Raw genomic sequence first — 23,394 nt, forward strand, 5'->3', positions numbered from 1 at the left:
CTCTTTTCCTGTAATTCTTAGATTTGATGAATCAAAGCGGCTAATAATTTTTTGAAGTCCTGGGAATACTGAGTTGTATTCCTTTTCAAGATCGTCAAGGCGCGATTTGGAAATGGATTTTGCTGCAATGTCTATGTCTGCTTCGATCAGCGTAGAGCGTTTTGCCTTTGGGCCTGATAGAAGGCGGAGTTGAGTAGTGCAATAACATCTCTTGGGCGATAAAGGGTGTGCCGAAGGCAGCGCCTAAATCCGCTGATTCCATGTAGTTCATTAGCAGTGCAGCTATTCCATGTTTTTACTTCGCTTTCTTTGTCGACGCTTAACGCAACCCGCAATCGCGCAGTCGCCATGTACATTAATTCCTGTGGATCCCAATGGAGTCTAAGTACTTTGGGTTCGATGTTTCTGGAGAAATCGTTGTCATATGTCTGGATGGATCGAAAAATATTATCCCGTAAAAATACTAGAGAAGTAATATTTTCTGAGAGAGCCTCCCGGAATTCTCCAGTGCCGTACACAAGTCCGTCCACCACGCCGATGCCGACCGTGTCTGGGTGCCATCCTTCATCGAGGCGATCTACCAAAATCACTCCGGATTTGGCATTCTGTCGAAGAATATGTATTAGCTCCTTGAGAATTGAAGATAGCTCAAGTCGGTCTGCAATCTCACCAATACGCGTCTCTGGGGAATCTAGGGACTTGAGCCAATCATAATGCGCTCTCCGTAGCTTTGAGAATGGACCGCCTGGATGGCTTTGCCATTTTTTTAAATGATCACGCAATAATGAAGATTGTTTTATGCTTTCGGATGTTTTGTAATATCGCGAGAGAGAATCCACGAATTGAAGTGCGAGAGCGTATTTCCAAAGATTCTTGACGCCTGCGCGAATCATTGCAACCGTCTGCCCAAATAATGCGGCTATAGATCGAAATCCGATTAGCTCTTCTTCGTTAGGTGCAATTTCGATGCAGAATTTTCTCTCGTTGCGCCAATGCTGGCCCAAACGATAGACGAGTGCGCTTTTTCCGGTGCCGCGGCGCCCTACAACAACGTATCGGGTCGAATCAGAAAGTAGGGCTTTGTAGTCGCTCCACTCGTAAAATGCATGATCAAGCATGTGCTGATCGTGTTCAGCACGTCCGTCACCGATTGGGTCCACCGCGAACTCTCTCAAAATAGATCTCCCTCTAGTTATTCGTCTTCCCCTGCTGCTCGCACTTTTTTGCTATTTACCCCAACTATCCTTCAACCCCACCGCCAAGTTAAACACCGGCTTCTCCGCTTTGTGATCAATCCGGTCCGCCACAAAATACCCGTGCCGCTCAAACTGAAACTTGTCGTCCGGCTTGGCATTGGCCAATGATGGCTCCACGATGGCGGTCACCACCTTCAGGCTGTTCGGGTTCAGGCTTTCGATGAAGTCCTTGCCGCCCGCGTCGGGGTGGGCGTCCAGGAACAGGCGGTCGTACATGCGCACTTCGGCGTTCACGCCGTCGGCCACGCCTACCCAGGTGATGGCGGCTTTCACCTTGACGCTGTCGGCGCCGGGGGTGCCGCTCTTGGTGTCGGGCACCACGGTGGCCAGCACTTCGGTGATGTTGCCGTCGGCGTCCTTGGTGCAGCCGGTGCATTCAATGACGTAGCCGCCCTTCAGGCGCACCTTGTTGCCGGGGAAGAGGCGCTTGTAGCCCTTGGGGGGCACTTCTTCAAAGTCTTCGCGCTCGATCCAGACTTCCTTGCCGATGGTGAAGTGGCGCACGGGGATTTCCACCCCTTCCGCGACGCCTTGTGTCGCTTCGTGGTTCTGGTGGGGCAGTGCGGGCAGGCTGCAGGGCTCCAGGTGGCCGGCGCCCATCACGTCGTCCCAGTTGGTCAGCACCAGCTTGACAGGGTTGAGCACGGCCATGCCGCGGTGGGCTTTCAGTTCCAGGTCTTCGCGCAGGCAGCCTTCTAGCGTGCTGTAGTCGATCCAGCTGTCGGACTTGGTCACACCGATGCGTTCTGCAAAGGTCTGGATGGCGGCGGGCGTGTAGCCACGGCGGCGCAGGCCCACGATGGTGGGCATGCGGGGGTCGTCCCAGCCGTTGACCTTGTGGTCGTACACCAGTTGGGCAAGCTTGCGCTTGCTGGTGATGACGTAGGTGAGGTTCAGGCGCGCAAATTCGTACTGGCGGGGGGGCGGGCTGGCCAGCAGGCCGCCTTCGGTCAGGCGCTCCAGCAGCCAGTCGTAGAAGGGGCGCTGGTCTTCAAACTCCAGCGTGCACAGGCTGTGGGTGATCTGCTCCAGCGCGTCTTCAATGGGGTGCGCGTAGGTGTACATGGGGTAGATGCACCAGGTGTCGCCCGTGTTGTGGTGCGTGGCGCGGCGGATGCGGTAGATGGCCGGGTCGCGCATGTTGATGTTGGGGCTGGCCATGTCGATCTTGGCGCGCAGCACCATGGAGCCGTCTTCGTGCTTGCCGTCGCGCATCTCGCGGAAGATGCGCAGGTTCTCAGCCGGGGTGCGGCTGCGGAAGGGGCTGTCCACGCCGGGCTTGCTGAAGTCGCCCCGGTTCACTCGCATTTGTTCGGCGGTTTGCTCGTCCACGTAGGCGTGGCCGGCTTCGATCAGGTATTCGGCCGCGCGGTACATGAAATCGAAGTAGTCGCTGGCTTGGTAGGGGGCGGCGCTGCCGGGGGCCTGGCCGATCTGTGTCCAGTCAAAACCGAGCCATTTCACGGCGTCGATGATGCTGTTGACGTATTCGGTGTCTTCTTTTTCGGGGTTGGTGTCGTCAAAGCGCAGGTGGCACACGCCGCCGTAGTCACGCGCCAGGCCAAAGTTGATACAGATGCTCTTGGCGTGGCCCACGTGCAGGTAGCCGTTGGGTTCGGGCGGGAAGCGGGTGCGAATTTTGGCGGGGTCGGGTTCACCCTGGGCGTGGTGGGCGGCGTCGCCGGGGGTGCCGGCCCAGCGGCGGGTGGCGTAGGTGCCTTTTTCCAGGTCGTGTTCGATGATCTGGCGCAAAAAGTTGCTGGGCTTGACGGTTTCAGCGGCCGCAGAAGTGGCAGTGGCGGCGGTATTGGCGGGGGAGGGGGTGCTCATCCAGCCATTTTAGGCGGCGGTTTCGTGACGGTTTACGCATTAAAACAAGCGCGTGTACGTTCAGACACAACGTAAAGACGGTTTTGTGCCATCCTTTTAGGCACTTGGTGCGTTGTGTACCGGTGAGGTGTGTCCTTTTGGTGGGCCGCCCTCATTCACTAGGAGATTTCCATGACGAAAACCCGTTCTGTTTCTACTGCGGCCGCTGTGGCGGGTGTGGCACTGGCCCTGTTGGCTGGTGCTGGCTCCGCCCAGGCCCGCGATGTCAATTGGTCCGTGGGCATTGGCGTGCCCGGCGTGGTGGTGGGGGCCAGCAATGGCTACTACGCCCCCGCCCCGGTGTACGTGGCACCGCCCCCACCGGTGTATTACGCTCCCCCTCCACGCCCCGTGTATTACAGCGCTCCCCCGGTGTACTACACACCACCCCCAGCGGTGGTTTACGGCGGTTATGGCTATGGCCATCGCCACCACGGGCACGGCCACGGTCGCCACTGGGACCGTTGACTAGCCCCCAGCGGCTGGTCTGTCACCAACCTCTTGGGCGCGAGTCGCTCACAGGCAGCGTTGCACAGGCTGCCTTTTACAGCGGTCCTTCGGGGCCGCTTTTTTCTTGGCGCCTCATAATCCCGCACTCTGGCCTGCCAGCGTGGCAGGCGCATCGCCCCGGAGACTTGTCTGTGACTGCCAATAAAACCGTTTTTGTCCTCAATGGCCCCAACCTGAACCTGCTGGGCACCCGCGAGCCCGCCGTGTACGGCGCCGCCACCCTGGCCGATGTGGAAAAGCTCTGCACTGACGCCTGCAATCGCCACGGTTTTGCGCTGCGTTTTCACCAAAGCAACCACGAAGGGGCCTTGGTGGACTGGATTCATGAGGCTGGGCGCCTGCATGCAGCGGGCGAGCTGGCAGGCGTGGTCATCAACGCCGGGGCCTACACCCACACCAGCATTGCCCTGCACGACGCCATCAAGGGCACGGGCATCACCCTGATCGAGCTGCACATCAGCAACGTGCACGCGCGCGAGGCCTACCGCCACCATTCGTACATGGCGGCCGCCGCCAAGGCGGTGATGTGTGGATTTGGCGTGCTGGGCTATGGCCTGGCGATTGACGGGCTGGCGCAGTTGCTGGCCCAGCAGCCAGCGGCCTGATGACCGGGCGCGGGGGATCTCACCACCATGGCCCCGCTGCCCCTGCAAATTTCTGAGGACGAGGTCGAAATCACAGCCATGCGCGCCCAGGGCGCGGGCGGGCAAAACGTCAACAAGGTATCGAGCGCGGTCCACCTGCGGTTTGACGTGGCGGCATCGTCGCTGCCCGAGGGCGTGAAGGAGCGCCTGCTGGCCCTGCGCGACACCCGCATCACCCAAGACGGTGTGGTGGTCATCAAGGCCCAGCAATACCGCAGCCAGGAGTTGAACCGCGCCGACGCCCTGGAGCGCCTGAACGCGTTGGTCAACAGCGTGGCCGTGCCGCCCCGCGTGCGCAGGGCCACCAAACCCACCTATGGCTCGCAACAGCGGCGCCTGCAAAGCAAGACGCAGCGGGGCGAGACCAAGGCGCTGCGGGGCCGGGTGCGCGACGGGTCCTGAGGCTTGCGCGTCAGGAGGGATGTGCAGGTGTTGCCCACCGTGCGCCATCGGCCTGTCAATGGTTGATTGGCATCACCCGTAGAACAATCTGTCTGCCCTGCAGGGCTTGGTATCGCAGGCTATCAGTCCTACATTCATGGCATCCCTTGTTGGAGTTGTCATGTCTGCCTCTGCCCAAGCCCCCGTTCCAGTTTCTGCTGCCATTCCCGCCCTGTTTGTGTCGCACGGCGCGCCCTTGTTTGCGCTGGATGCGGGCACGACCGGTCCGGCGCTCACGCAATGGGGCCAGAGCCTGAAGTCGCAGTACCCTGGCTTGCGGGGCGTGGTGGTCATGTCGCCGCACTGGATGGCGCGGTCGGCGCAGGTGATGACCGGGCCGCAGCCCGCCACCTGGCACGACTTTGGCGGGTTCCCCCCTGCGCTGTACCAGCTGCAATACCCGGCCCCCGGCTCACCCGCGCTGGCGCAGGAGGTGCTGGGCCTGCTGCAGGCCGCTGGCGTGGCCGCCCAAGGTGACGCCGCACGCCCCTTTGACCATGGCGCCTGGGTGCCGCTGATGCATTTGTTCCCGCAGGCCGACGTGCCTGTGGTGCAGGTAGCTTTGCCCGGGGGCGCTGGCCCGGCCGATGTGTATGCGCTGGGCGCTGCCTTGCGCAGCCTGCGCAGCCAGGGCGTGCTGGTGGTGGGGTCGGGCAGCATGACGCACAACCTGGCCGAGTTTTTTGGCGGAGAGCGCGAACCTGCGCCCTATGTGCTGGAGTTCAGCCGCTGGATCGAGGATGCTCTGGCCCGTGGGGACATGGCCGCGCTGCTCAACTACCGCAGCCAGGCCCCCCATGCCCACCGCGCGCATCCGACCGAAGACCACTTTCTGCCGATCTTCTTTGCGCTGGGTGCGGCGGGCGACGACCTGCACGCAAACTACTTGAGCCGAGAGGTGATGTACAGCATGCTGTCGATGGACGCTTTTGCGCTGGAGCCGGTGCACTGACACGGAACTTCTCGCACTCCACCCGTTTTTGGCCCTAAACCGTTCGAGGCGCACATCTATGCTTACCTTGCCGCTCTCCTTTTTGCAGCGCCCCGCTGCCGCCACCACGCCACGGCCCTGGCTGCTGGTGCTGATGCATGGCGTGGGCAGCAACGAGCAGGATCTGTTCAGCCTGGCCCCGCAGATCCCGGACCGGTTCCATGTGTTGAGCCTGCGGGCGCCGTTTCGTATGGGGCCGGGCTCGCACGCGTGGTTTGATTTCTCCATCGAGCCCAATGGCGAGCGCACCATCAACGAAGAGCAAGAGGCACAAAGCCGCGCCCTGGTCGCCCAGGCGGTCGAGTCTGCCGCCGAGCAGCTGGGCATTCCGCCCGAGCGGGTGGTGGTGGGCGGCTTCAGCCAGGGCGGCATCATGGCGCTGTCGCTGTTGCTCACCCGGCCCGCGTTGATGCATGCAGGCCTGGTGTGGCACAGCCGCCTGCTGCCGCAGGTGGTGCCGCTCACCGCACCTGCCGATGCGCTGCGCGGCAAGCAACTGTGGCTGAGCCACGGTACCCACGACAACGTGATCCCGCTGGCCAACGCCCAGGCCATCGCCCACCACATGGCGCCACTGCCGGTGACGGTGACGTACCGCGAGTTCCCCAGCGCACACGAGATTCGCCCCTCTGAGTTGGCCGCCACTGTGGCATGGCTGGAGTCGCTGTCCACCACACCGACGGCGTTTTAAGCAGGGCATTCTCCCGGGCCGGCCCCGGGGCGGGCTACATCGCGTTACCGGGGCCTGGGTGTGCGGCTGTCCAATCGTGCACGCCCCATGTGGGGCTGAGAGGGAACGCCTGGCGCCATGGAGGCTCGGACAGGGGTTGTTCCTGTGTTGAAGGAGAGCCCATGCCCGATCAAGACACCGCAGAATTTCGCCCCGCGCCAGAGCGCACTTCTCCCGCCCTGTGGATCGTGCTGGTCACCTTCGCATGCGTAGTAGCGGCTGGCGCTGCCTGGTGGTTCTGGCTGCGGCCGGTAGAGCCAGCGGTAGCGCCACCCCCTGTGGTTGTAGCCCCTGAGGCACCGGCAGCACCCCCGCCCGCCCCCGAGGCGTCGGGGCCGCAGAACCCGGTGGATGCGCTGGCACCGCCCGACGCAGCCTTGCCTGCGCTGGCTGAGTCCGACGCCAGGGTGACAGAGCTGTTGGCCGAGCTGCTGGGCCGCGACAAGCTGGCGATGTTTCTGCAGACCGACGGTTTTGTTCGCCGTGTGGTGGCCACGGTGGACAACCTCGGCCGCGCCCACGCGCCATCGCGCATGTGGCCGGTGCAACCTACGCTGCAGCGGTTTGTGGTGGATGGCACTGGCGACGCGCCCACCACCGTCGCCGCGGCCAATGTCGCACGCTACAGCGCCTTCTTGGCGTTTGCCGAAGCGGTACCGATGGAGCCCGCCGTGGCGCTGTACGCGCGGCTGTACCCGCTGTTTCAGCAAGCGTATGAAGAGCTGGGTTACCCCCGGCGCTACTTCAACGACCGCCTGGTGGCGGTGCTGGACCAACTGCTGCAGGCGCCCGAGCCCGCAGGCCCGTTGCAGGTCAAGCTCACGCCCGTGAATACCGACGTGCCCAACCTGCGCCCCTGGGTGCGCTACGAGTTTGTGGACCCCGCGCTGGAGGCGCTGCCCAGCGGCCAGAAGATCCTGCTGCGCATGGGCCCAGCCAATGAGGCACGTGCCAAGGCGCTGATCCGCGAGCTGCGCAAGCGGGTGGCGACGAGTGACGTGGCGCGCAAATAGGAGGGCTGCGTTGCTTGCAGCAGTTTGTGCGCTCAGGCGCTGGGCAAGGGCAGGGCGGTCTTGTAGCGCACCTGCTTGAGTGCAAAGCTCGACCGGATCTTCTCCACGCCTGGAATGGGCGACAGCTGCTCCAGAATGAACCGCTCCAGCGCCCCGATGTCGGCAAGCGCCACGCGGATCAGGTAGTCGCTGTCTCCGCTCATCAGGTAGCACTCCATCACCTCATCGTGCTCGGCAATGCGGCGTTCAAAGTCGGCCAGGGCTTCCTTGCTTTGCGCTTTGAGGCTGATGCTGATGAACACATTCAGGCCCAGCCCCAGCGCCGCCGCATTGGCCAGCGCCACATAGCGACTGATGACGCCTGCTGCCTCCAGTGCCTTCACCCGCGCCAGGCAGGGCGAGGGCGACAGGTGCACGCGCCGCGCCAGTTCCACGTTGGACAAAGATCCATCGGCCTGCAACTCGGCCAGGATGCGCAAATCTAGGGTGTCCAGTTTCATGTGCTGCAGTTTACGGCTTTGACGGCATAAAGTGCTATGACAGCATGGCGCGAAAGGCAAAACGGCAACTCATTTGGAGCCAGCCTCGCTACAGTGGCTGCCATGAACGCCCTCACACCCCACGCCCTGTTGCAACAAGCCCCCGGCGCCCCGCTGGACGCCGACCCCGAAGAAACCGCCGAGTGGCGCGATGCCTTCCTGGCGCTCGTCGCCACCGAAGGCCCCGAGCGCGCGCGGCACATGCTGCAAGAGCTGGTGCGGGTGGCACGCGCGCAGCGCATTGGCTGGCAGCCCGACCTGAACACGCCGTACGTGAACACCGTGGCGGTGCAGGACCAGCCCGTGTTCCCCGGCGACCTGGCCATCGAGGAGCGCGTGGCCTCCATCGTGCGCTGGAACGCGCTGGCCATGGTGGTGCGGGCCAACCAGGCGTATGGCGAGCTGGGCGGCCACATCGCCAGCTACGCCAGCGCGGCGGATCTGTTTGAGAGTGGCTTCAACCACTTCTTCCGCGCCCGCGAGGGGCTGGGCGATGGACAGCACCGTGGGGATCTGGTGTTCTTCCAGCCACACAGCGCGCCGGGTGTGTATGCGCGGGCTTTTCTAGAAGGGCGCCTGTCCGAGCTGGACCTGCAGCACTATCGCCAGGAGCTGACAGCGCCGGGCGCAGGCGCGCAGGGGCTGTCGAGCTATCCGCACCCCTGGCTGATGCCGGATTTCTGGCAGTTCCCCACCGGCTCCATGGGCATCGGCCCCATCAGCAGCATTTACCACGCGCGCTTCATGCGCTACCTCACGCACCGGAACCTGCTCAACTGCGAGGGCCGCAAGGTGTGGGGCGTGTTCGGTGATGGCGAGATGGACGAGCCTGAGTCGATGAGTGCGCTCACGCTCGCTGCGCGCGAGGGCCTCGATAACCTGGTCTGGGTCGTCAACTGCAACCTGCAGCGCCTGGACGGCCCGGTGCGCGGCAACGGCCGCATCATCGACGAGCTGGAGCGCCTTTTTGCGGGCGCAGGCTGGGACGTGGTCAAGCTGGTCTGGGGCAGCGACTGGGACGGCTTGTTTGCCCGCGACCTGACCGGCGCGCTGGTGCGTACGCTCGAAGGCACGGTCGATGGGCAGATGCAGACCTTTGCCGCCAAGGACGGCCGCTTCAACCGCGACAACTTCTTCGGCCAGAACCCGGAGCTGGCGGCCCTGGCGCAGGGCATGACGGACGAACAGATCGACCGCCTGAAGCGCGGCGGGCACGACCTCGTCAAGATCCACGCCGCCTATGCTGCAGCTAGCGCCCACAAGGGCCAGCCCACCGTGATCCTGGCCCACACCAAGAAGGGCTATGGCATGGGCGCGGCCGGCCAGGGCAAGATGACCACGCACAGCCAGAAGAAGCTGGACGAGACCGACCTCATCGAATTCCGCAACCGCTTCAACCTGCCCTTGAGTGACGAGCAGGCGACGAGCCTCGCTTTCTACAAGCCCGCCGAGGAAAGCGCCGAGATGCGTTACCTGCGCAGCCACCGCCAAGCCCTGGGCGGCTATCTGCCCCGCCGCGACACGACCTGCGAGGCGCTGCCTGTGCCCGCCATCGAAAGCTACGCACAATTTGCGCTGCAGGCCGATGGCAAGGAGATGAGCACCACCATGGCCTTTGTGCGCATGCTGGGCACGCTGCTGAAGGACGCCCAGCTCGGCCCCCGCATCGTGCCCATCGTGGCCGATGAGGCGCGCACCTTTGGCATGGCCAACCTGTTCAAGCAGGTGGGCATCTACAGCAGCGTGGGCCAGCGGTATGCGCCCGAAGACATTGGTTCGGTGCTGAGCTACCGCGAGGCGCTGGACGGCCAGATCCTCGAAGAAGGCATCAGCGAAGCGGGCGCCATCGCCAGCTGGACGGCGGCGGCGACGAGCTACAGCGTGCACGGCCTGGCCATGCTGCCGTTCTACATCTACTACTCGATGTTCGGCTTTCAGCGCGTGGGCGATGCCATCTGGGCTGCGGCCGACCAGCGTGCGCGCGGCTTTTTGCTGGGCGCCACCTCGGGTCGCACCACGCTGGGCGGTGAGGGCCTGCAGCACCAGGACGGCAGCAGCCATCTGGTCGCGGCCACGATCCCCAACTGCAAGGCCTATGACCCGGCCTATGCGGGCGAGATGGCCGTCATCATCGACGCCGGCATGCGCGAGATGGTGACCGAGCAGCGCGACTTTTTCTACTACGTCACGCTGATGAACGAGAACTACGCCCAGCCCGACCTGCCTGCCGATGCGGCAGAGGGTGTGCTGCGTGGTTGCTATGTTTTCAGGAGCTACTCAGGCAATATGCACCAGCGCGACAGCGCGATTTCGTCCCAAAGCGTCACCCTGATGGGCTCTGGCGCCATCCTGACCGAGGTGGTCAAGGCTGCAGAACAACTCGCCAGCGAGGGTGTGGACGTGACCGTGCTCAGCGTTACCAGCTGGAGCGAGTTGGCCCGCGATGGTGTGGCCTGCGAGCAGCGCTGGCTGGCGGGCGATGCCCAGCCTGCTCCCGCATGGCTGACCCAGCAACTGGCCTCAACCCGTGGACCGGTGATCGCCGCCACCGACTACGTACGTGCCGTGCCCGAGACGGTGCGCGCGTTCATCCCCGACGGCCGCAAGTACATCACCTTGGGCACCGACGGCTTTGGCCGCAGTGACACGCGGGCTGCGCTGAGGCAGTTTTTTGGGGTGGATGCTGCGAGCGTGGCCCAGGCCGCGCGGCGCGCGCTGGCTGCTGGCTGATGACGGGCCGGGCGCTGCATGAGCGCCTGCAGTCGTTTTGCTTTGTCTTCCGATCTGTCGCCGGATGGCCGCGGGGGTGGGGTGAGCGCCATTGCCCAATTTCGCCCAGGCTTCCTACAATGGTTCAGCAACCGTGAGAGGGCGCCATGGCACATGTCATCTGGGACCATAACCCGCCGACCACCTGGATAGCCAACGTGGACGGGCAAGCACTTTGCTCCATCAAGCGCAAAGACATTGGCGGGTGGACCGCCGCCTGGACAGACGACCGCCTGTGGCCGCCACCCGCCCATCTGCCCAAGGCCATGCCGCAGCCCACCCAATTTTTCAGCAGTCTGGAAGAAGCCAAGCAGGCGGTGGAAAGCGCTCTGGGCGCTTGAGGTGGCGCCCTGGAGCACGGCTGCAGTCTGAGTGACTGCGCTGGCATATACCGGCGGCGGCAGGCGCTGCGACTCCAATCAGTCTATGAAGAGCGTGGGCTCCCATGCGTGCGGCCACGCTCAGCCCACGGGGCGCTGGAAGAACGCATCCAGCACCGGCATCAACCCCGGAAATTCCTGGGCAAACCGTTCGCGGTTCACAAAGTACGCCTCGCAGGCCACGGCAAAGAATTCGGACTGCGAGGTGGCGCCGTACGCGTCCAGCCAGGGCCGTTCGGCGCCAAAGCGCTCGGCCATGATCACACGCTCGCGAAACTGTTCGTAGGCGGGCTCCCAGGCTGCCCACCACGCTTCATACGCCGCACGGCCGGTGCGTGCGCCCATGAAGCCTGCGGGTAAGGGCGGGCAGCCGTTGGGTTGGCCGTTTTTCATGTCGAGCTTGTGCACGAACTCGTGCACCACCACGTTGTGGCCGCGCGCCGTGTTCTCGGTGGCGTTGCTCACATGCTGCCAGCTGAGCATGATGGGGCCGCGCTCCATAGCCTCGCCCAGCAGCACCTGGGTGTGCTCGTGCACCACGCCTGCCTCGTCCATCGTCTGGCGGCGGGCCACGGCTTCGCCGGGGTGCAGCACGATGCCCACAAAATCGTCGTACCAGTCGAGTGCCTTGGCGGGGTCGCCCCAGTGCAGCAGGGGCAGGCAGGCCTGCGCGGCAATGTCGATGGCCATGGCGTCGGTTACCACGAGGCCATGGGCACCGTGGAATTCCTTGTGGTGCAAAAAGAGGGCGCTCAGCACGCGCAGTTTGGCCTGGTCGTGCAGCGACAGCGCGGCCAGAAATGGGTAGCGCTGCACGGTCTGCAGCCACAGCGTGGCCGAGATGTCCGGCACCGGGGCCACGGTGGCGCGCACGCGGCGCCAGAGGCGGTTGAGCAAGGGGGGCATGGCGATCGGGCTGCGGGAGGTGGGCCCGCTCAGTTCATGACCGCTGTTACTTGGGGGCCAGGGACAGCCGTTCCAAGCCCGCGCTGGACAAACGCAGTGTTTCCAGACGGGGGGGCAATGCCGCAGCATCCCAGTCGCTCAGCACCACACGTTGCAGCCCCGGGGCAAGCACATGGCGGGCTGGCCGGTGGGTGTGGCCGTGGATGAGGGTGCGTGCGCCAGCGGCCTGCAGCCAGGCGACGGCGGCGGGGCCGTCCACATCGGCATAGCTGGCGCCGGATTGTTTTTTGGCCTCGCTCTCCCGGCGGATGCCGCGCGCCTGTGCGCGGCGCGTGGCCAGGGGTTGGGTCAGAAACTGCTGCTGCCAGGCGGCGCTGCGCGCCTGCAGGCGAAAGCGCTGGTAGTCCACATCGTCCAGGCACAGCAGGTCGCCGTGGCTCAGCACATACCGCTGGCCGCCAAAGGTCAGGACCGTGGGATCTGCCAGGCCAGTGATGCCGCACGCAGCCTGGAAGTCAGGGCCTGCCAGAAAATCGCGGTTGCCGTGCATGAAGTACACCGGCAGGCGCTGCGTCGCAGCCCGCAGGAGCGTGCAACCCTGGGCCTCGAAGCTGCCGGGCTGGCGCAGGGCATCGTCGCCCACCCACACCTCGAACAGGTCGCCCAGGATGAAGAGGGCGTCTGCCGGGGTGCTTTCCAGATAGTGCTGGAATGCGGCCACGGTGGCGGGCTCGCTGGCCTGCAGGTGCAGGTCCGAAATGAAATCGACCGTGCGCCAGTACGGTGGAGCAACAAGCTCCTCGAACGGGGGCACGGTCGTCAACGGGGCGGCAGTCAAGGCCCGGGTCAGGCGGTGGAATTAAAGGGCCACGGCCTTGTCGATCACGACGGCGTCAAAAGGCACGTCGTCATGGAAGCCCTTGCGGGTGGTGCGCACGGCCTTGATGGCGTCCACCACGTCCTGGCCCTTCACGACCTTGCCGAACACGGCGTAGCCCCAGCCTTGTGCGGTGGGCGAGCTGTGGTTCAGGAAGGCGTTGTCCACCGTGTTGATGAAGAACTGCGCGGTAGCGCTGTGGGGGTCGCCAGTGCGGGCCATGGCCACGGTGTACTTGTCGTTCTTCAGGCCGTTCTTGGCTTCGTTCTCGATGGGGGCCTGGGTTTCCTTTTGCTTCATGTCGGCCGTCATGCCGCCGCCCTGGATCATGAAGTTCTTGATCACGCGGTGGAACACGGTGCCGTTGTAGAAACCGCTGTTCACATAGCTCAGGAAGTTGGCGGTGGACTTGGGGGCTTTCTCGGCCTCCAGTTCCAGGGTGATCACGCCCTGGGTAGCGGTCTCGGCCACGTTGATGGTCACGTGGAGTTCAACTTGTGGATTGCTCATTGCAGTGCTTTCTTCAAAAAATTACTTCACCACGGTGGCGGAGTTGATGGTGATAGGGGTGTTGGGCACGTTCTGGTGCGGGCCCTTGTTGCCGGTGGCCACAGCCTTGATCTTGTCCACCACGGCGGTGCCTTCGACCACCTTGCCGAACACGGCATAGCCGTGGCCGTCGGGGCTGGGGGCGTTGAGCATGGCGTTGTCCTTCACGTTGATGAAGAACTGCGAAGTGGCCGAGTTGGGATCACCGGTGCGCGCCATGGCGATGGTGTAGGTGTCGTTCTTGAGGCCGTTCTTGGCTTCGAGCGGAATGGGTGCCTTGGTGGGCTTTTGCTGCATGTCGGGGGTGAAGCCGCCGCCCTGGATCATGAAGCCGTCGATCACACGGTGGAAGATCGTGCCGTCGTAGTGCTTGCTGTTCACATAGGCCAGAAAGTTCTCGACCGTCTTGGGAGCCTTGGCCGCATCGAGCTGCACCACGATGTCACCCATCGACGTGGCCAGCTTGACCTTGGGAGCGTCTTGCGCCTGGGCGGGTGCTACTGTAAACATAGCAGCCAGGGCAATACTTGCCAGCGCTACCGTCGAATTTCTTCTGGAAATCATCCAATCACTCCTTCGAAAAAGATCTGCCATTGCTGGCCGCGGCGCGTCCAGTACTGGCGCTTGACCGGTCCCGTGCGTGCGCCTTCAGCGACTTCGCCGAACGTTACCACCATGGTGTCGGCCGAGTCTGTCCACCGCAGGTAAGACTTGTCCTTGAGCTGGAGTTCCCGTCCCTTGAGGGCGCGGGCCTCGGCCTGCAGCACCTGGGTCCATTCTTCCAGAGGCTTCTTGCGGTAGCTCTGGAAGTCGGGCGCATAAAAGCCCAGCAGGCGCTTCATGTCCCCTTCCGTCTTGGCAGTGCGCCAGGCATTGAGCACCGCGTCGAACGATTTGCGGTCGGCGGCCACGCTGTGGGGTTGTACCCATTGCAGCTGCCGCGCAATGACCACGGGGGTGGAGCGGGGCTCCACCGTGCGCAGGATGCGTTCGAGGTCGGGGTTGGCCAGCACCAGGCAGCCGTCGGTGGCCAGGGGTGCGCGCGAGAACTGGTCGGGCGGCGTGCCATGCAGCCAGATGCCGCTGCCGGTCTTGCCCCGGCTCTGGTCCAGGGGGTTGGGGTAGTTGATGGGCAGGGCGCCCGCGCCGTAGAAGTCCTTGAGCTTGGCCGGGTCCAGGCGGCTGGTGATGAAGTAAACCCCCAGCGGCGTGCGCTGGTCACCTTCCACCTCTTTTTCAATACCGAGCTTGCCCACGGAGGCGTAATAGTCGGCCACCAGCCGCAGGCCCTGCGCGGTGTTTTCAAAGAGGTACAGCCGCGAGCGCGAGGTGTCCACCGCAATGGCGTGGCGCGAGCGGGGCGACAGCTCCAGGAACTGCGCGGGGATGGCGTTGGCGGGGGGGCGGCTGCGTTGCGCATCCACGCGCTGGCGCGATTCGGTGCGCAGCTCGGCCAGCGCCGCTGCTGCCTGGATGCTGCGGGCCGAGTCCGGCTCGGGGGCCACATCTCCCAGGTGCTGCAGCGGGCGCGTGCGCGACATCAGTAGGTCGCCCACCGCCAGCTGGGCCAGCTGGAAGTTGGGGTAGTCGCGCGCCAGGCTTTCTGCCTGGGCCAGGGCTTCCCGTCCGCGCCCTTCGGCGACCAGTTTGTAGACCGCCATGAGGCGTGCCTCCGCCTGGCCGTCGCGCAGCTCTGCCGGCGCGGGGGCGACAGGGGGCTTGGTGGATGCTGCGTGCGCAGCGGCCGCACGCCGTGCCTTGGCGCCTTGCGGCAGGGCGGGCGTGGCCAGCGAGGTGCCCAGCAGCAACAGCATCGCCGATGCGGCCCGGCGGCCCGGGGAGGTCAGGGGCACGAACATGCGAAACATCAATCAGCTGTGCGCTGGGGCAAAAAAAAAGCCCGCGCGGAAGGCGCAGGCGCCGCCTCGGGGAGCATGGTCAACCGCCCGTGGATTCGCGGACGATGGTCCAGCGACCGTTGTTGTAGACCAGGTCCAAGGTCTTGCGGCTGCTGACGTTCAGCGAATCAGCGCTGTAGGCCTGGCGGAAGCGGGCGGTGGCTTTGTCGCCTTGCACCGACACGTTGATGTCGGACAGCTTCACGCTGATCTTGGACTTGCCGACGATGCGCGCCTCGCGCTCCTTTTCCCAGGCAGCACGGCCCTGGCGGCCTGGCGGGTCGAACGACTTGTCGTAGGCGCCCAGATAAGCCTTCATGTCCTTGGCGGCCCAGGCTGCTGCCCAGGCCTGAACGGCGGCGGTCACCGCCTGGGTGGACGCGTCAGCCGCAGCTGCTGCGGCAGGGGCCGGCGCGGGCGCCGCCGCGGGGCTGGCCGCTGGCGCGGGAGCTGCCGCAGGCGCTGGAGCCGGGGTGGTCGGCGCTGGTGCAGCCGCTGCAGGGGCCGGGGCTGGCGTGGGCGCAGGCGCTGCTGCGGGACGCTGGGTCACCACCACGGCGGGCGCTGGTGCTGCGGCGGCAGGGCGGCCGGCCTTGCTGCCGGGTTCGTTGGAGAACAGCTCGCGGATCAGCGCCAGCTTGGGTTTGACGGAGTTGGCGTTGTTGGCATCCAGCTGCAGCGCCTTGTTGTAGGCCTGGCTGGCGAGCTTGGCGTAGATGTCGCCCAGGTTTTCCTGCGCGGTGGCGTAGCTGGGGTTGGTGCGGATCGCCATTTCCAGCGCCGTGCGGGCCTTGTCCAGCTGGTTCTGGTTGGCGTACAGCACGGCCAGGTTGTTGTAGGGCTCGGGCAGCTCTGGGTACTCTTCGGTGAGCTTGGTGAAGGTGGCGATGGCGTCGGCCTGCTTGCCCGAGTCCGTCTGGGCCACGCCGCGCAAGAAGCGCAGTTGGGGGTCACGCGGGTTGGCAGCCAGGCGCTGGTCGGCCTTGGCCAGCGCCTCGGACGCCTTGCCTGCCTTGAGCAGCTGGGTGATGTCGGCATAGTCGTCCGCGTGGACCACGCCCGTGCCCATCAGGGCGGTCAGTGCCAGAAGGCGCAGGAGGCGTGGGAGTGTGCGTCGGACTTGCTTCATGGGGGTACAAAGGAGTTGGGCGGCAGCCAGCCCGGGCGGGGGCTTATACTGCGGCGGATTGTAGCTGAGGGGGTTGTCATGACGGTACGCTGTTGCCGCTGGTGATTTTGCTGGACGCCCCTTGCCGGGCCACCCCCTTTCAAGGGCTGAGTTCCGCTGCTGCCGGGTGAGTCTCAGGCGCTCACCCACCCCCATCAAGTCTCCCGTTACTGAAATCCCATGAGTTTGCGCATCTACAACACGCTGTCGCGTGCATTGGAGGACTTTTCCCCGCTCGAACCTGGCCATGTGCGCATGTATGTGTGCGGCATGACCATTTATGACCTGTGCCATATCGGCCACGCCCGGATGATGATGGCGTTCGACGTCGTGCAGCGCTGGCTCAAGGCCAGCGGCCTGCGCGTGACCTACGTGCGCAACATCACCGACATCGACGACAAGATCATCAAGCGTGCGCTGGAGCGTGGCATCACCATCCGCCAGCTCACTGACGAGATGATTGCCGCCATGCACCAGGACATCGGCCTGCTGGGCATCGAGCCACCCTCGGTGGAGCCGCGTGCCACCGAGTACGTGCCGCAGATGCTCTCGCTGATCGGCCAGCTCGAAGGCAAGGGGCTGGCCTACCGCGCGACCAACGGGGATGTGAACTACTCGGTGCGCAAGTTCGAGGGCTACGGCAAGCTCTCGGGCAAGTCGCTGGACGAGCTGCGCGCCGGCGAGCGCGTAGCAGTGCTGGACGGCAAGGAAGACCCGCTCGACTTCGTGCTGTGGAAAGCCTCCAAGCCCGAGGAACCCCCCGAGGCCAAATGGGACAGCAGCTTTGGCTCGGGCCGACCCGGCTGGCATATCGAGTGCTCGGCCATGTGCGGCGCCACGCTGGGCGAAACCTTCGACATCCACGGTGGCGGCGCGGATCTGCAATTCCCCCACCACGAGAACGAAATCGCCCAGAGCGAAGGCGCCACGGGCAAGCCGCTGGCCAAATTCTGGGTGCACAACGGCTTTGTGCGGGTGGACAACGAGAAGATGTCCAAGAGCCTGGGCAACTTCTTCACCATCCGCGACGTGCTCAAGACGTATGACGCCGAGACGGTGCGCTTTTTCATCGTGCGGGCCCACTACCGCAGCGCGCTGAACTACAGCGATGCCCACCTGGACGACGCACGCCAGGCGCTCAAGCGTCTGTACACGGCCCTCAGCCTGGTGACCCCGGCGCAGGTGGCGTCCATCGACTGGACCAGCCCCTACGCCACCCGCTTCAAGGCCGCGATGGACGAGGACTTTGGCACGCCCGAGGCGGTGGCCGTGCTGTTTGACCTGGCGAGCGAAGTCAACAAGACCCGTTCTGCCGAGCTGGCCGGGCTGCTGAAGGCGTTGGGTGGTTGCCTGGGTATTTTGCAGGGCGACCCGCAAGCGTTTCTTCAGTCCGGTGCGGCGGGAGTGGATGAGGCCGAGATTCAGGCGCAGATTGCCGCCCGGGCCGCAGCCAAGGCGGCCAAGAACTTTGCCGAGGCCGACCGCATCCGCAACCACTTGCTGGCCCAGGGCATCGTGCTCAAGGACTCTGCCGCCGGTACCACCTGGGAAGCCGCCCAATGAGCATGGTCTTGAAGCCAAATATGCCAGTGGTGCAGGTGGAATAAGCGGTGGCAGCTTCTAAAAAGATAGCAAGCGACGCCGCGGCGCCGCCACTGGTGCTGGCCACGCCCGACTACTGGGCCGAGGCCTGTAAGCACCTGGTGAAAAAAGACCGGGTGATGAAGCGCCTGATCCCGCAGTTTGGCGACGCCGCGCTGCAAACCAAGGGCGACCCCTTCATCACCCTGGCGCGTTCCATCGTGGGCCAGCAGGTGTCCGTGGCTTCAGCGCAGGCCGTGTGGGAGCGTTTTGTGGCGCTGCTGCCGCGCGGCCTGAAGCCCGCCAGCGTGCTCAAGCTCAAGATCGATGACATGCGGGCCGCAGGCCTGTCGGCCCGCAAGGTGGACTACCTGGTGGACCTGGCCATGCACTTTGAGGGTGGCAAGCTGCACGTCAAGGACTGGGCCGCCATGGACGACGAGGCCATCATTGCCGAGTTGGTGGCCATCCGGGGCATTGGCCGCTGGACGGCCGAGATGTTTTTGATCTTCTATTTGATGCGGCCCAATGTTTTGCCCCTGGACGACCCGGGGTTGATCAGCGGGATCAGCCAGAATTACTTCTCTGGCGACCCGGTGAGCCGCAGCGACGCCCGCGAGGTGGCCGAGGCCTGGGAGCCCTGGTGCAGCGTCGCGACTTGGTATATTTGGCGGTCTCTGGACCCCCTGCCTGTAACCTATTGACACCACTGCAGGCACGCCGGTTACAGTGCGTGCCATTCGTGGCAACCCCGCCGGGTGCGATCCCCAAGGAGAAAAACGTTGGCGAAAAAGACCTTTCTGGATTTCGAGCAGCCCATCGCCGAGCTGGAGTCCAAAATTGAAGAACTGCGCTACGTGCAGACCGAGAGTGCCGTCGATATCTCGGAAGAGATCGACCAGCTGAGCAAGAAGAGCCAGCAGCTCACCAAAGACATCTACAGCGAACTGTCGCCCTGGCAGATCACCAAGATCGCCCGCCACCCCGAGCGCCCCTACACGCTCGACTACCTGCGCGACATCTTCACCGACTTCGTCGAGCTGCACGGCGACCGCCACTACGCGGACGACCTGTCCATCGTGGGCGGCCTCGCGCGCTTCAACGGCCACGCCTGCATGGTGCTGGGCCATCAGAAGGGACGCGACACGAAGGAGCGCGCCATGCGCAACTTTGGCATGAGCAAGCCAGAGGGCTATCGCAAGGCCCTGCGCCTGATGAAGACGGCCGAGAAGTTCAAGCTGCCCGTGTTCACCTTTGTGGACACGCCCGGCGCCTACCCCGGTATTGATGCCGAGGAACGCGGCCAGTCCGAGGCCATTGGCCGCAACATCTTCGAGATGGCGCAGCTGGAAGTGCCCATCATCACCACCATCATCGGCGAAGGCGGCTCCGGCGGCGCCCTGGCGATCAGCGTGGCCGACCAGGTCGTGATGCTGCAGTACGCCATCTACTCGGTCATCAGCCCCGAAGGCTGCGCGTCCATCCTCTGGAAGACCAGTGAGAAGGCGCAGGAGGCTGCCGACGCCCTGGGTATCACCGCCCACCGCCTCAAGGCCCTGGGCCTGGTGGACAAGATCGTGAGCGAGCCTGTGGGCGGCGCCCACCGTGACCACAAGCAGATGGCGGCCTTCCTCAAGCGCGCGCTGGGCGATGCCTTCCGCCAGGTGGCCGACCTCAAGACCAAGGACCTGCTGGACCGCCGCTACGAGCGCCTGCAGAGCTATGGCCGGTTCAGCGACACCAAGGCAGACGCCCGCTGAGCCGCCTTGAACCCGGCGCTGGCCGGTGGCTTTTGCACCAGTCCGGTGCGCTTTCAACGACCCTTCGGGGTCGTTGTTGTTTTTGGCGCTGAATCGTTCACGTGGCGCCTGTTTCCCCTCTGGAGCGCAGACTGCTACCGGATGTAACATCTTCGAACACCGCCTGCGCGGGCGGTTGAAGGGGTGCTCCATGTCGCTTCTGAAGACGCTCAAGGGCCAGATCCTGGTGGTATCTGCCGCCTGTATGGTGGCCGCCTTGCTGGTGCTTACGCTGGTCAACTATTTCTCCGCCCGCGCACAAGCGCGGGTAGCGTTGGCAGAGGAGGGGCAGGCCACCGCCAAGAGCCATGCGGAGGCCATCGAAGAGTGGACCCGCGCGAAGGCGGGCATCATCGCGGCCTCCATCGCCGCGTTTGAAGAGCCAGAGCCCGCCAAGTCCCTGGCCATGCTGCGTGATGCGGGCAAGTTCAGCACGGCGTACTTTGGCTACGCAGACAAAAAGTACGTTTTCTCCGAAGCCCGCAACCTCCCCGCCGACTACGACCCCACTGCGCGCCCCTGGTACAAGCAGGCTGCCCAGGCTGGCACGTCCGTGGTCACGCCGCCCTACATCTCGGCCTCCGACCAGAAACTGGTGGTGACCTTTGCGACGCCGGTGGGTGCGGGCTCCGCACTCAAGGGGGTGGCTGCTGGGGACGTCTACATGGAATCGGTCGTGGCCAATGTCGCGTCCATCCAGCCCACGCCGCAGAGCTTTGCCTTTCTGGTGTCTGCGGACGGCAAGATCATTGCCCACAAAGACCAGGGTCTCACGCTCAAGCCCATCACTGAACTCTCCAAAGACCTCGCGATCGAGCCGCTGCTGGCTGTTGCCAAGAACAAAGGACTGCTGCCGACCGACATCGCCGGGCGCAGTCGCCTGCTGAGTGTGGTGCCGATCGCCGGCACGTCCTGGATGCTGGTCGTGGCCCTGGACGAGGGCGAAGCCATGGCTCCGATCCGCGCCATGTTGGCCACATCGCTGATCTCCAGTGTGCTGGTGCTGGTCGTGGCCGTGGCGCTGCTGGGGGTGGTGCTCACCCGGCGCCTGCGCCAGCTCACGCTGGTGCGCGATGCCATGCACGAAATTGGCGCGGGCGACGGCGATCTGTCACGCCGCATTGACGCGCACGGCGAGGATGAACTGGCCCAGATCGCCGGCAGCTTCAACAGTTTTGCCGGCAAGCTCTCGGGCGTGCTGGCGCAGATCCGGGACGCCAGCAGTTCGGTGCGTGTGGCCGCCGAAGAGATCGCCACTGGCAATCACGATCTGAGCGGGCGCACTGAACTCACGGCATCCAGCTTGCAGCAGACATCGGCCTCCATGCAGCAGCTGACCGAAACGGTGCGGCACAACGCAGACTCTGCACGCCAGGCCAACCAGCTAGTCGCCCAGGCCTCCAGCGTCGCGCAGCACGGCGGTCAGGTGGTGGGCAATGTGGTGACCACCATGGACCAGATCAATGCGGCCTCGCGCAAGATCAACGACATCATCGGCGTGATCGACGGCATTGCGTTTCAGACCAACATCCTCGCGCTGAACGCAGCGGTGGAGGCCGCGCGCGCGGGCGAGCAGGGCCGGGGCTTTGCGGTGGTGGCGGGCGAGGTGCGCAGCCTGGCCCAGCGCAGCGCCGAAGCGGCCCGCGAGATCAAGACCTTGATCAATACGTCCGTCGAGCAGGTGGAGAACGGCTCGCGGCTGGTGCACGACGCAGGCACCACGATGACCGACATCGTGACTTCGGTGCAGCGCGTGACGGACATCATGGCCGAGATCACCGCGTCCACCAACGAGCAGAGCACCAGCATCAATGAGGTGGGGCAGGCTGTGGCCCAACTCGACCAGATGACCCAGCAGAACGCGGCGCTGGTGGAAGAGAGCGCTGCAGCGGCGCAGAGTCTGAAGGATCAGTCGGTGCGGCTGTCGGAGGTGGTGGCGACCTTCCGTCTGTCCACTACCGACTCCGCCCACGCTGCGCCACGGCTGTCCCCGCCGGGCGGTTGAGTTGTTAGGGGCGGGGCGTCGCGGCGCCCCCAATGCACCTAGCTGCCGGAGAGCGGGGCCCCGTGATAATCGGCGCCCATGAACTGTTGCCCCTGTCCAGATGCTTGTAGCCGTGAGTTGACTCCAATGGCTGCTGGTCCGAGCGCCAGGCCTTCAACGCCAGGAAGCCAGGCGCCATGACCCAATCCATGGACGTTGCACTGCAAGCGTTCGCGCCCGCATTGCCTCTGGCGGTGGCGTTGAGCGGCGGAGCGGACTCGACTGCGTTGTTGCTGGCCTGTGCGTGCCGCTGGCCCGGGCAGGTGTTGGCCATCCACGTACACCATGGGCTGCAGGCGGCTGCCGACGGATTTGAGCAGCATTGCGTGGCCTTGTGCGGCCAGCTGGGTGTGCCTTTGCGCGTGCAGAGGCTGGATGCGCGCCCAGCGCCCGGTCAGAGCCCGGAGGATGCTGCCCGGCAAGCCAGATACCAGGCTTTGACGGCTGTAGCGCTACAAGAACATGTCTTGGGTGCTATTCAATCCATAGCAATCGCACAGCACGCCGATGACCAGGTCGAAACCCTGTTGCTGGCCCTGTCGCGGGGAGCGGGCGTCGCGGGCCTTGCCGCCATGCCGGCCCAATGGGAGCGGGGAGGGCTGGTCTGGCATCGTCCTTTGCTGCAGGTGGCCGCGTCGGACGTGCGCCAGTGGTTGAAGGCGCAGGGCCAAGCGTGGGTGGAAGACCCCACCAACCGAGACGAGCGCTACACCCGCAATCGCATCAGGGCGCAGCTGCTTCCGGTTCTGGAGGCCGCCTTTCCGTCCTTTCGGGAGACCTTCGCGCGGTCAGCGGCCAACGCCGCCCAGGCGGCAGAACTGCTGCAAGAGCTGGCCGAGCAAGACCTGTTGCAGACAGGTCAGCCCCCGGAGATCAGGGCGCTGCAAATGCTCAGTCGCGCCCGCCAGGCCAACGTGCTGCGCCACTGGCTGCGCCACACCCACCTGACAACCCCGACGGCCGCACAGCTGAGCGAGCTGCTGAATCAAATCAGCGCCTGCTCCACGCGGGGCCACCAGATCCGTATTAAGGTAGGGAATGGGTTTGTGGTGCGCACGGGCACTACGCTCGATTGGCTGAAACCCTAGGCGGCGTCTGACTTGGCCGGGCGGCAACTGTGCTGCGGGTGTTCGTTATCTTCTGGGGCGTGTCGCCCTAGCCTATGGAGACTCACCGCTTAGCGGTTTGCACGAAGTGCCTTTGGGCCTCAACCATGGTTTGCGTGAGCCTGGCATCGTTTGGCGAAGGCTAGCCTCGGCGGGACCCCGTCCAAAATGAGGCATAATAGCGGGATTGGAAACGTGACCGAGTGGCCGAAGGTGCTCCCCTGCTAAGGGAGTATGGGGTGTAGAGCCTCATCGAGGGTTCGAATCCCTCCGTTTCCGCCAAGATAAGCCCCAAGTGCTCAAGTACTTGGGGCTTTTTCTTTG

At 64.4% G+C, this 23,394-nt stretch carries 22 protein-coding genes and 1 tRNA gene; 14 read left to right on the forward strand and 9 right to left on the reverse strand.

Annotation, left to right across the window (positions count from 1 at the left end; genetic code table 11):
* Positions 1–146: 146 nt before the first annotated feature.
* Both DNK89_RS24295 and DNK89_RS16740 read right to left on the reverse strand, forming a co-directional pair.
* Complete coding sequence (locus DNK89_RS24295; protein ID WP_153064293.1) at positions 147–1,160, reverse strand: P-loop ATPase, Sll1717 family; 1,014 nt, start codon at positions 1,158–1,160, stop codon at positions 147–149.
* Positions 1,161–1,226: 66 nt separating this feature from the next.
* On the reverse strand, positions 1,227–3,086 hold the full coding sequence (locus tag DNK89_RS16740) for a glutamine--tRNA ligase/YqeY domain fusion protein (RefSeq protein ID WP_110961039.1): 1,860 nt from the start codon (positions 3,084–3,086) through the stop codon (positions 1,227–1,229).
* Between the two features lie 171 nt (positions 3,087–3,257).
* Here DNK89_RS16740 and DNK89_RS16745 point away from each other — a divergent pair, with 171 nt between their 5' ends.
* The 6 genes from DNK89_RS16745 (at position 3,258) to DNK89_RS16770 (ending at position 7,454) form a co-directional block, all read left to right on the forward strand.
* Positions 3,258–3,593, forward strand: a complete 336-nt coding sequence (locus DNK89_RS16745; RefSeq protein ID WP_056640282.1) for a hypothetical protein — start codon at positions 3,258–3,260, stop codon at positions 3,591–3,593.
* A 173-nt stretch (positions 3,594–3,766) separates the two neighbouring features.
* Complete coding sequence (gene aroQ, locus DNK89_RS16750; protein ID WP_015014979.1) at positions 3,767–4,240, forward strand: type II 3-dehydroquinate dehydratase; 474 nt, start codon at positions 3,767–3,769, stop codon at positions 4,238–4,240.
* 27 nt (positions 4,241–4,267) lie between these two features.
* A complete protein-coding gene (gene arfB / locus DNK89_RS16755; protein ID WP_110961040.1) occupies positions 4,268–4,681 on the forward strand; it encodes an alternative ribosome rescue aminoacyl-tRNA hydrolase ArfB in 414 nt (137 codons plus the stop codon).
* A gap of 160 nt (positions 4,682–4,841) precedes the next feature.
* Positions 4,842–5,672 carry a class III extradiol ring-cleavage dioxygenase gene (locus DNK89_RS16760; RefSeq protein ID WP_110961041.1) on the forward strand — a complete coding sequence of 277 codons (831 nt, stop codon included), beginning with the start codon at positions 4,842–4,844 and terminating at the stop codon, positions 5,670–5,672.
* 58 nt (positions 5,673–5,730) lie between these two features.
* Entirely contained in the window at positions 5,731–6,402 is a 672-nt protein-coding gene (locus DNK89_RS16765; protein WP_110961042.1) for an alpha/beta hydrolase, read from the forward strand.
* A gap of 161 nt (positions 6,403–6,563) precedes the next feature.
* Positions 6,564–7,454 carry a DUF3014 domain-containing protein gene (locus DNK89_RS16770; RefSeq protein ID WP_110961043.1) on the forward strand — a complete coding sequence of 297 codons (891 nt, stop codon included), beginning with the start codon at positions 6,564–6,566 and terminating at the stop codon, positions 7,452–7,454.
* Positions 7,455–7,486: 32 nt separating this feature from the next.
* Here DNK89_RS16770 and DNK89_RS16775 read toward each other — a convergent pair whose 3' ends face one another.
* Positions 7,487–7,954, reverse strand: a complete 468-nt coding sequence (locus tag DNK89_RS16775; protein ID WP_099730725.1) for an Lrp/AsnC family transcriptional regulator — start codon at positions 7,952–7,954, stop codon at positions 7,487–7,489.
* 102 nt (positions 7,955–8,056) lie between these two features.
* Here DNK89_RS16775 and mdeB point away from each other — a divergent pair, with 102 nt between their 5' ends.
* Both mdeB and DNK89_RS16785 read left to right on the forward strand, forming a co-directional pair.
* Entirely contained in the window at positions 8,057–10,723 is a 2,667-nt protein-coding gene (gene mdeB / locus DNK89_RS16780) for an alpha-ketoglutarate dehydrogenase (RefSeq protein ID WP_110961044.1), read from the forward strand.
* Positions 10,724–10,869: 146 nt separating this feature from the next.
* Positions 10,870–11,103 (forward strand): hypothetical protein, encoded by a 234-nt coding sequence (locus tag DNK89_RS16785; protein WP_015014971.1) that lies wholly within the window; start codon positions 10,870–10,872, stop codon positions 11,101–11,103.
* Positions 11,104–11,223: 120 nt separating this feature from the next.
* Here DNK89_RS16785 and DNK89_RS16790 read toward each other — a convergent pair whose 3' ends face one another.
* The 6 genes from DNK89_RS16790 to DNK89_RS16815 all read right to left on the reverse strand — a co-directional run bounded on the left by DNK89_RS16790 (position 11,224) and on the right by DNK89_RS16815 (position 16,501).
* Positions 11,224–12,048, reverse strand: coding sequence for a zinc-dependent peptidase (locus DNK89_RS16790; RefSeq protein ID WP_110961045.1), 825 nt, complete (start codon positions 12,046–12,048; stop codon positions 11,224–11,226).
* A 46-nt stretch (positions 12,049–12,094) separates the two neighbouring features.
* Positions 12,095–12,871, reverse strand: a complete 777-nt coding sequence (locus tag DNK89_RS16795) for a UDP-2,3-diacylglucosamine diphosphatase (RefSeq protein ID WP_110961046.1) — start codon at positions 12,869–12,871, stop codon at positions 12,095–12,097.
* Between the two features lie 36 nt (positions 12,872–12,907).
* A complete protein-coding gene (locus DNK89_RS16800; RefSeq protein WP_110961047.1) occupies positions 12,908–13,435 on the reverse strand; it encodes a peptidylprolyl isomerase in 528 nt (175 codons plus the stop codon).
* 21 nt (positions 13,436–13,456) lie between these two features.
* Positions 13,457–14,038, reverse strand: coding sequence for a peptidylprolyl isomerase (locus DNK89_RS16805; protein WP_060987110.1), 582 nt, complete (start codon positions 14,036–14,038; stop codon positions 13,457–13,459).
* Positions 14,035–15,333 carry a L,D-transpeptidase family protein gene (locus tag DNK89_RS16810; RefSeq protein ID WP_203422327.1) on the reverse strand — a complete coding sequence of 433 codons (1,299 nt, stop codon included), beginning with the start codon at positions 15,331–15,333 and terminating at the stop codon, positions 14,035–14,037. Before DNK89_RS16810 ends, DNK89_RS16805 begins: the two co-directional genes overlap by 4 nt.
* A gap of 79 nt (positions 15,334–15,412) precedes the next feature.
* A complete protein-coding gene (locus tag DNK89_RS16815) occupies positions 15,413–16,501 on the reverse strand; it encodes a tetratricopeptide repeat protein (RefSeq protein ID WP_110961049.1) in 1,089 nt (362 codons plus the stop codon).
* A gap of 219 nt (positions 16,502–16,720) precedes the next feature.
* On the opposite strand from DNK89_RS16815, the gene cysS reads away from it, so the two are divergent.
* The 6 genes from cysS to DNK89_RS16845 all read left to right on the forward strand — a co-directional run bounded on the left by cysS (position 16,721) and on the right by DNK89_RS16845 (position 23,352).
* Complete coding sequence (gene cysS, locus DNK89_RS16820) at positions 16,721–18,103, forward strand: cysteine--tRNA ligase (RefSeq protein WP_110961050.1); 1,383 nt, start codon at positions 16,721–16,723, stop codon at positions 18,101–18,103.
* A 47-nt stretch (positions 18,104–18,150) separates the two neighbouring features.
* The gene (locus DNK89_RS16825; RefSeq protein ID WP_203422330.1) at positions 18,151–18,825 is read left to right on the forward strand and encodes a DNA-3-methyladenine glycosylase; all 675 of its coding nucleotides are present in this window, start codon (positions 18,151–18,153) and stop codon (positions 18,823–18,825) included.
* A gap of 78 nt (positions 18,826–18,903) precedes the next feature.
* Positions 18,904–19,881, forward strand: coding sequence for an acetyl-CoA carboxylase carboxyltransferase subunit alpha (locus tag DNK89_RS16830; protein WP_110961051.1), 978 nt, complete (start codon positions 18,904–18,906; stop codon positions 19,879–19,881).
* A gap of 190 nt (positions 19,882–20,071) precedes the next feature.
* Complete coding sequence (locus tag DNK89_RS16835; RefSeq protein ID WP_110961052.1) at positions 20,072–21,925, forward strand: methyl-accepting chemotaxis protein; 1,854 nt, start codon at positions 20,072–20,074, stop codon at positions 21,923–21,925.
* 176 nt (positions 21,926–22,101) lie between these two features.
* Complete coding sequence (gene tilS / locus DNK89_RS16840) at positions 22,102–23,052, forward strand: tRNA lysidine(34) synthetase TilS (RefSeq protein WP_110961053.1); 951 nt, start codon at positions 22,102–22,104, stop codon at positions 23,050–23,052.
* 207 nt (positions 23,053–23,259) lie between these two features.
* Positions 23,260–23,352, forward strand: a tRNA-Ser gene (locus DNK89_RS16845).
* Positions 23,353–23,394: the final 42 nt, after the last annotated feature.

This window comes from Acidovorax sp. ST3 (assembly GCF_003231145.1).
In the GTDB taxonomy this organism is placed as follows: domain Bacteria; phylum Pseudomonadota; class Gammaproteobacteria; order Burkholderiales; family Burkholderiaceae_C; genus Acidovorax.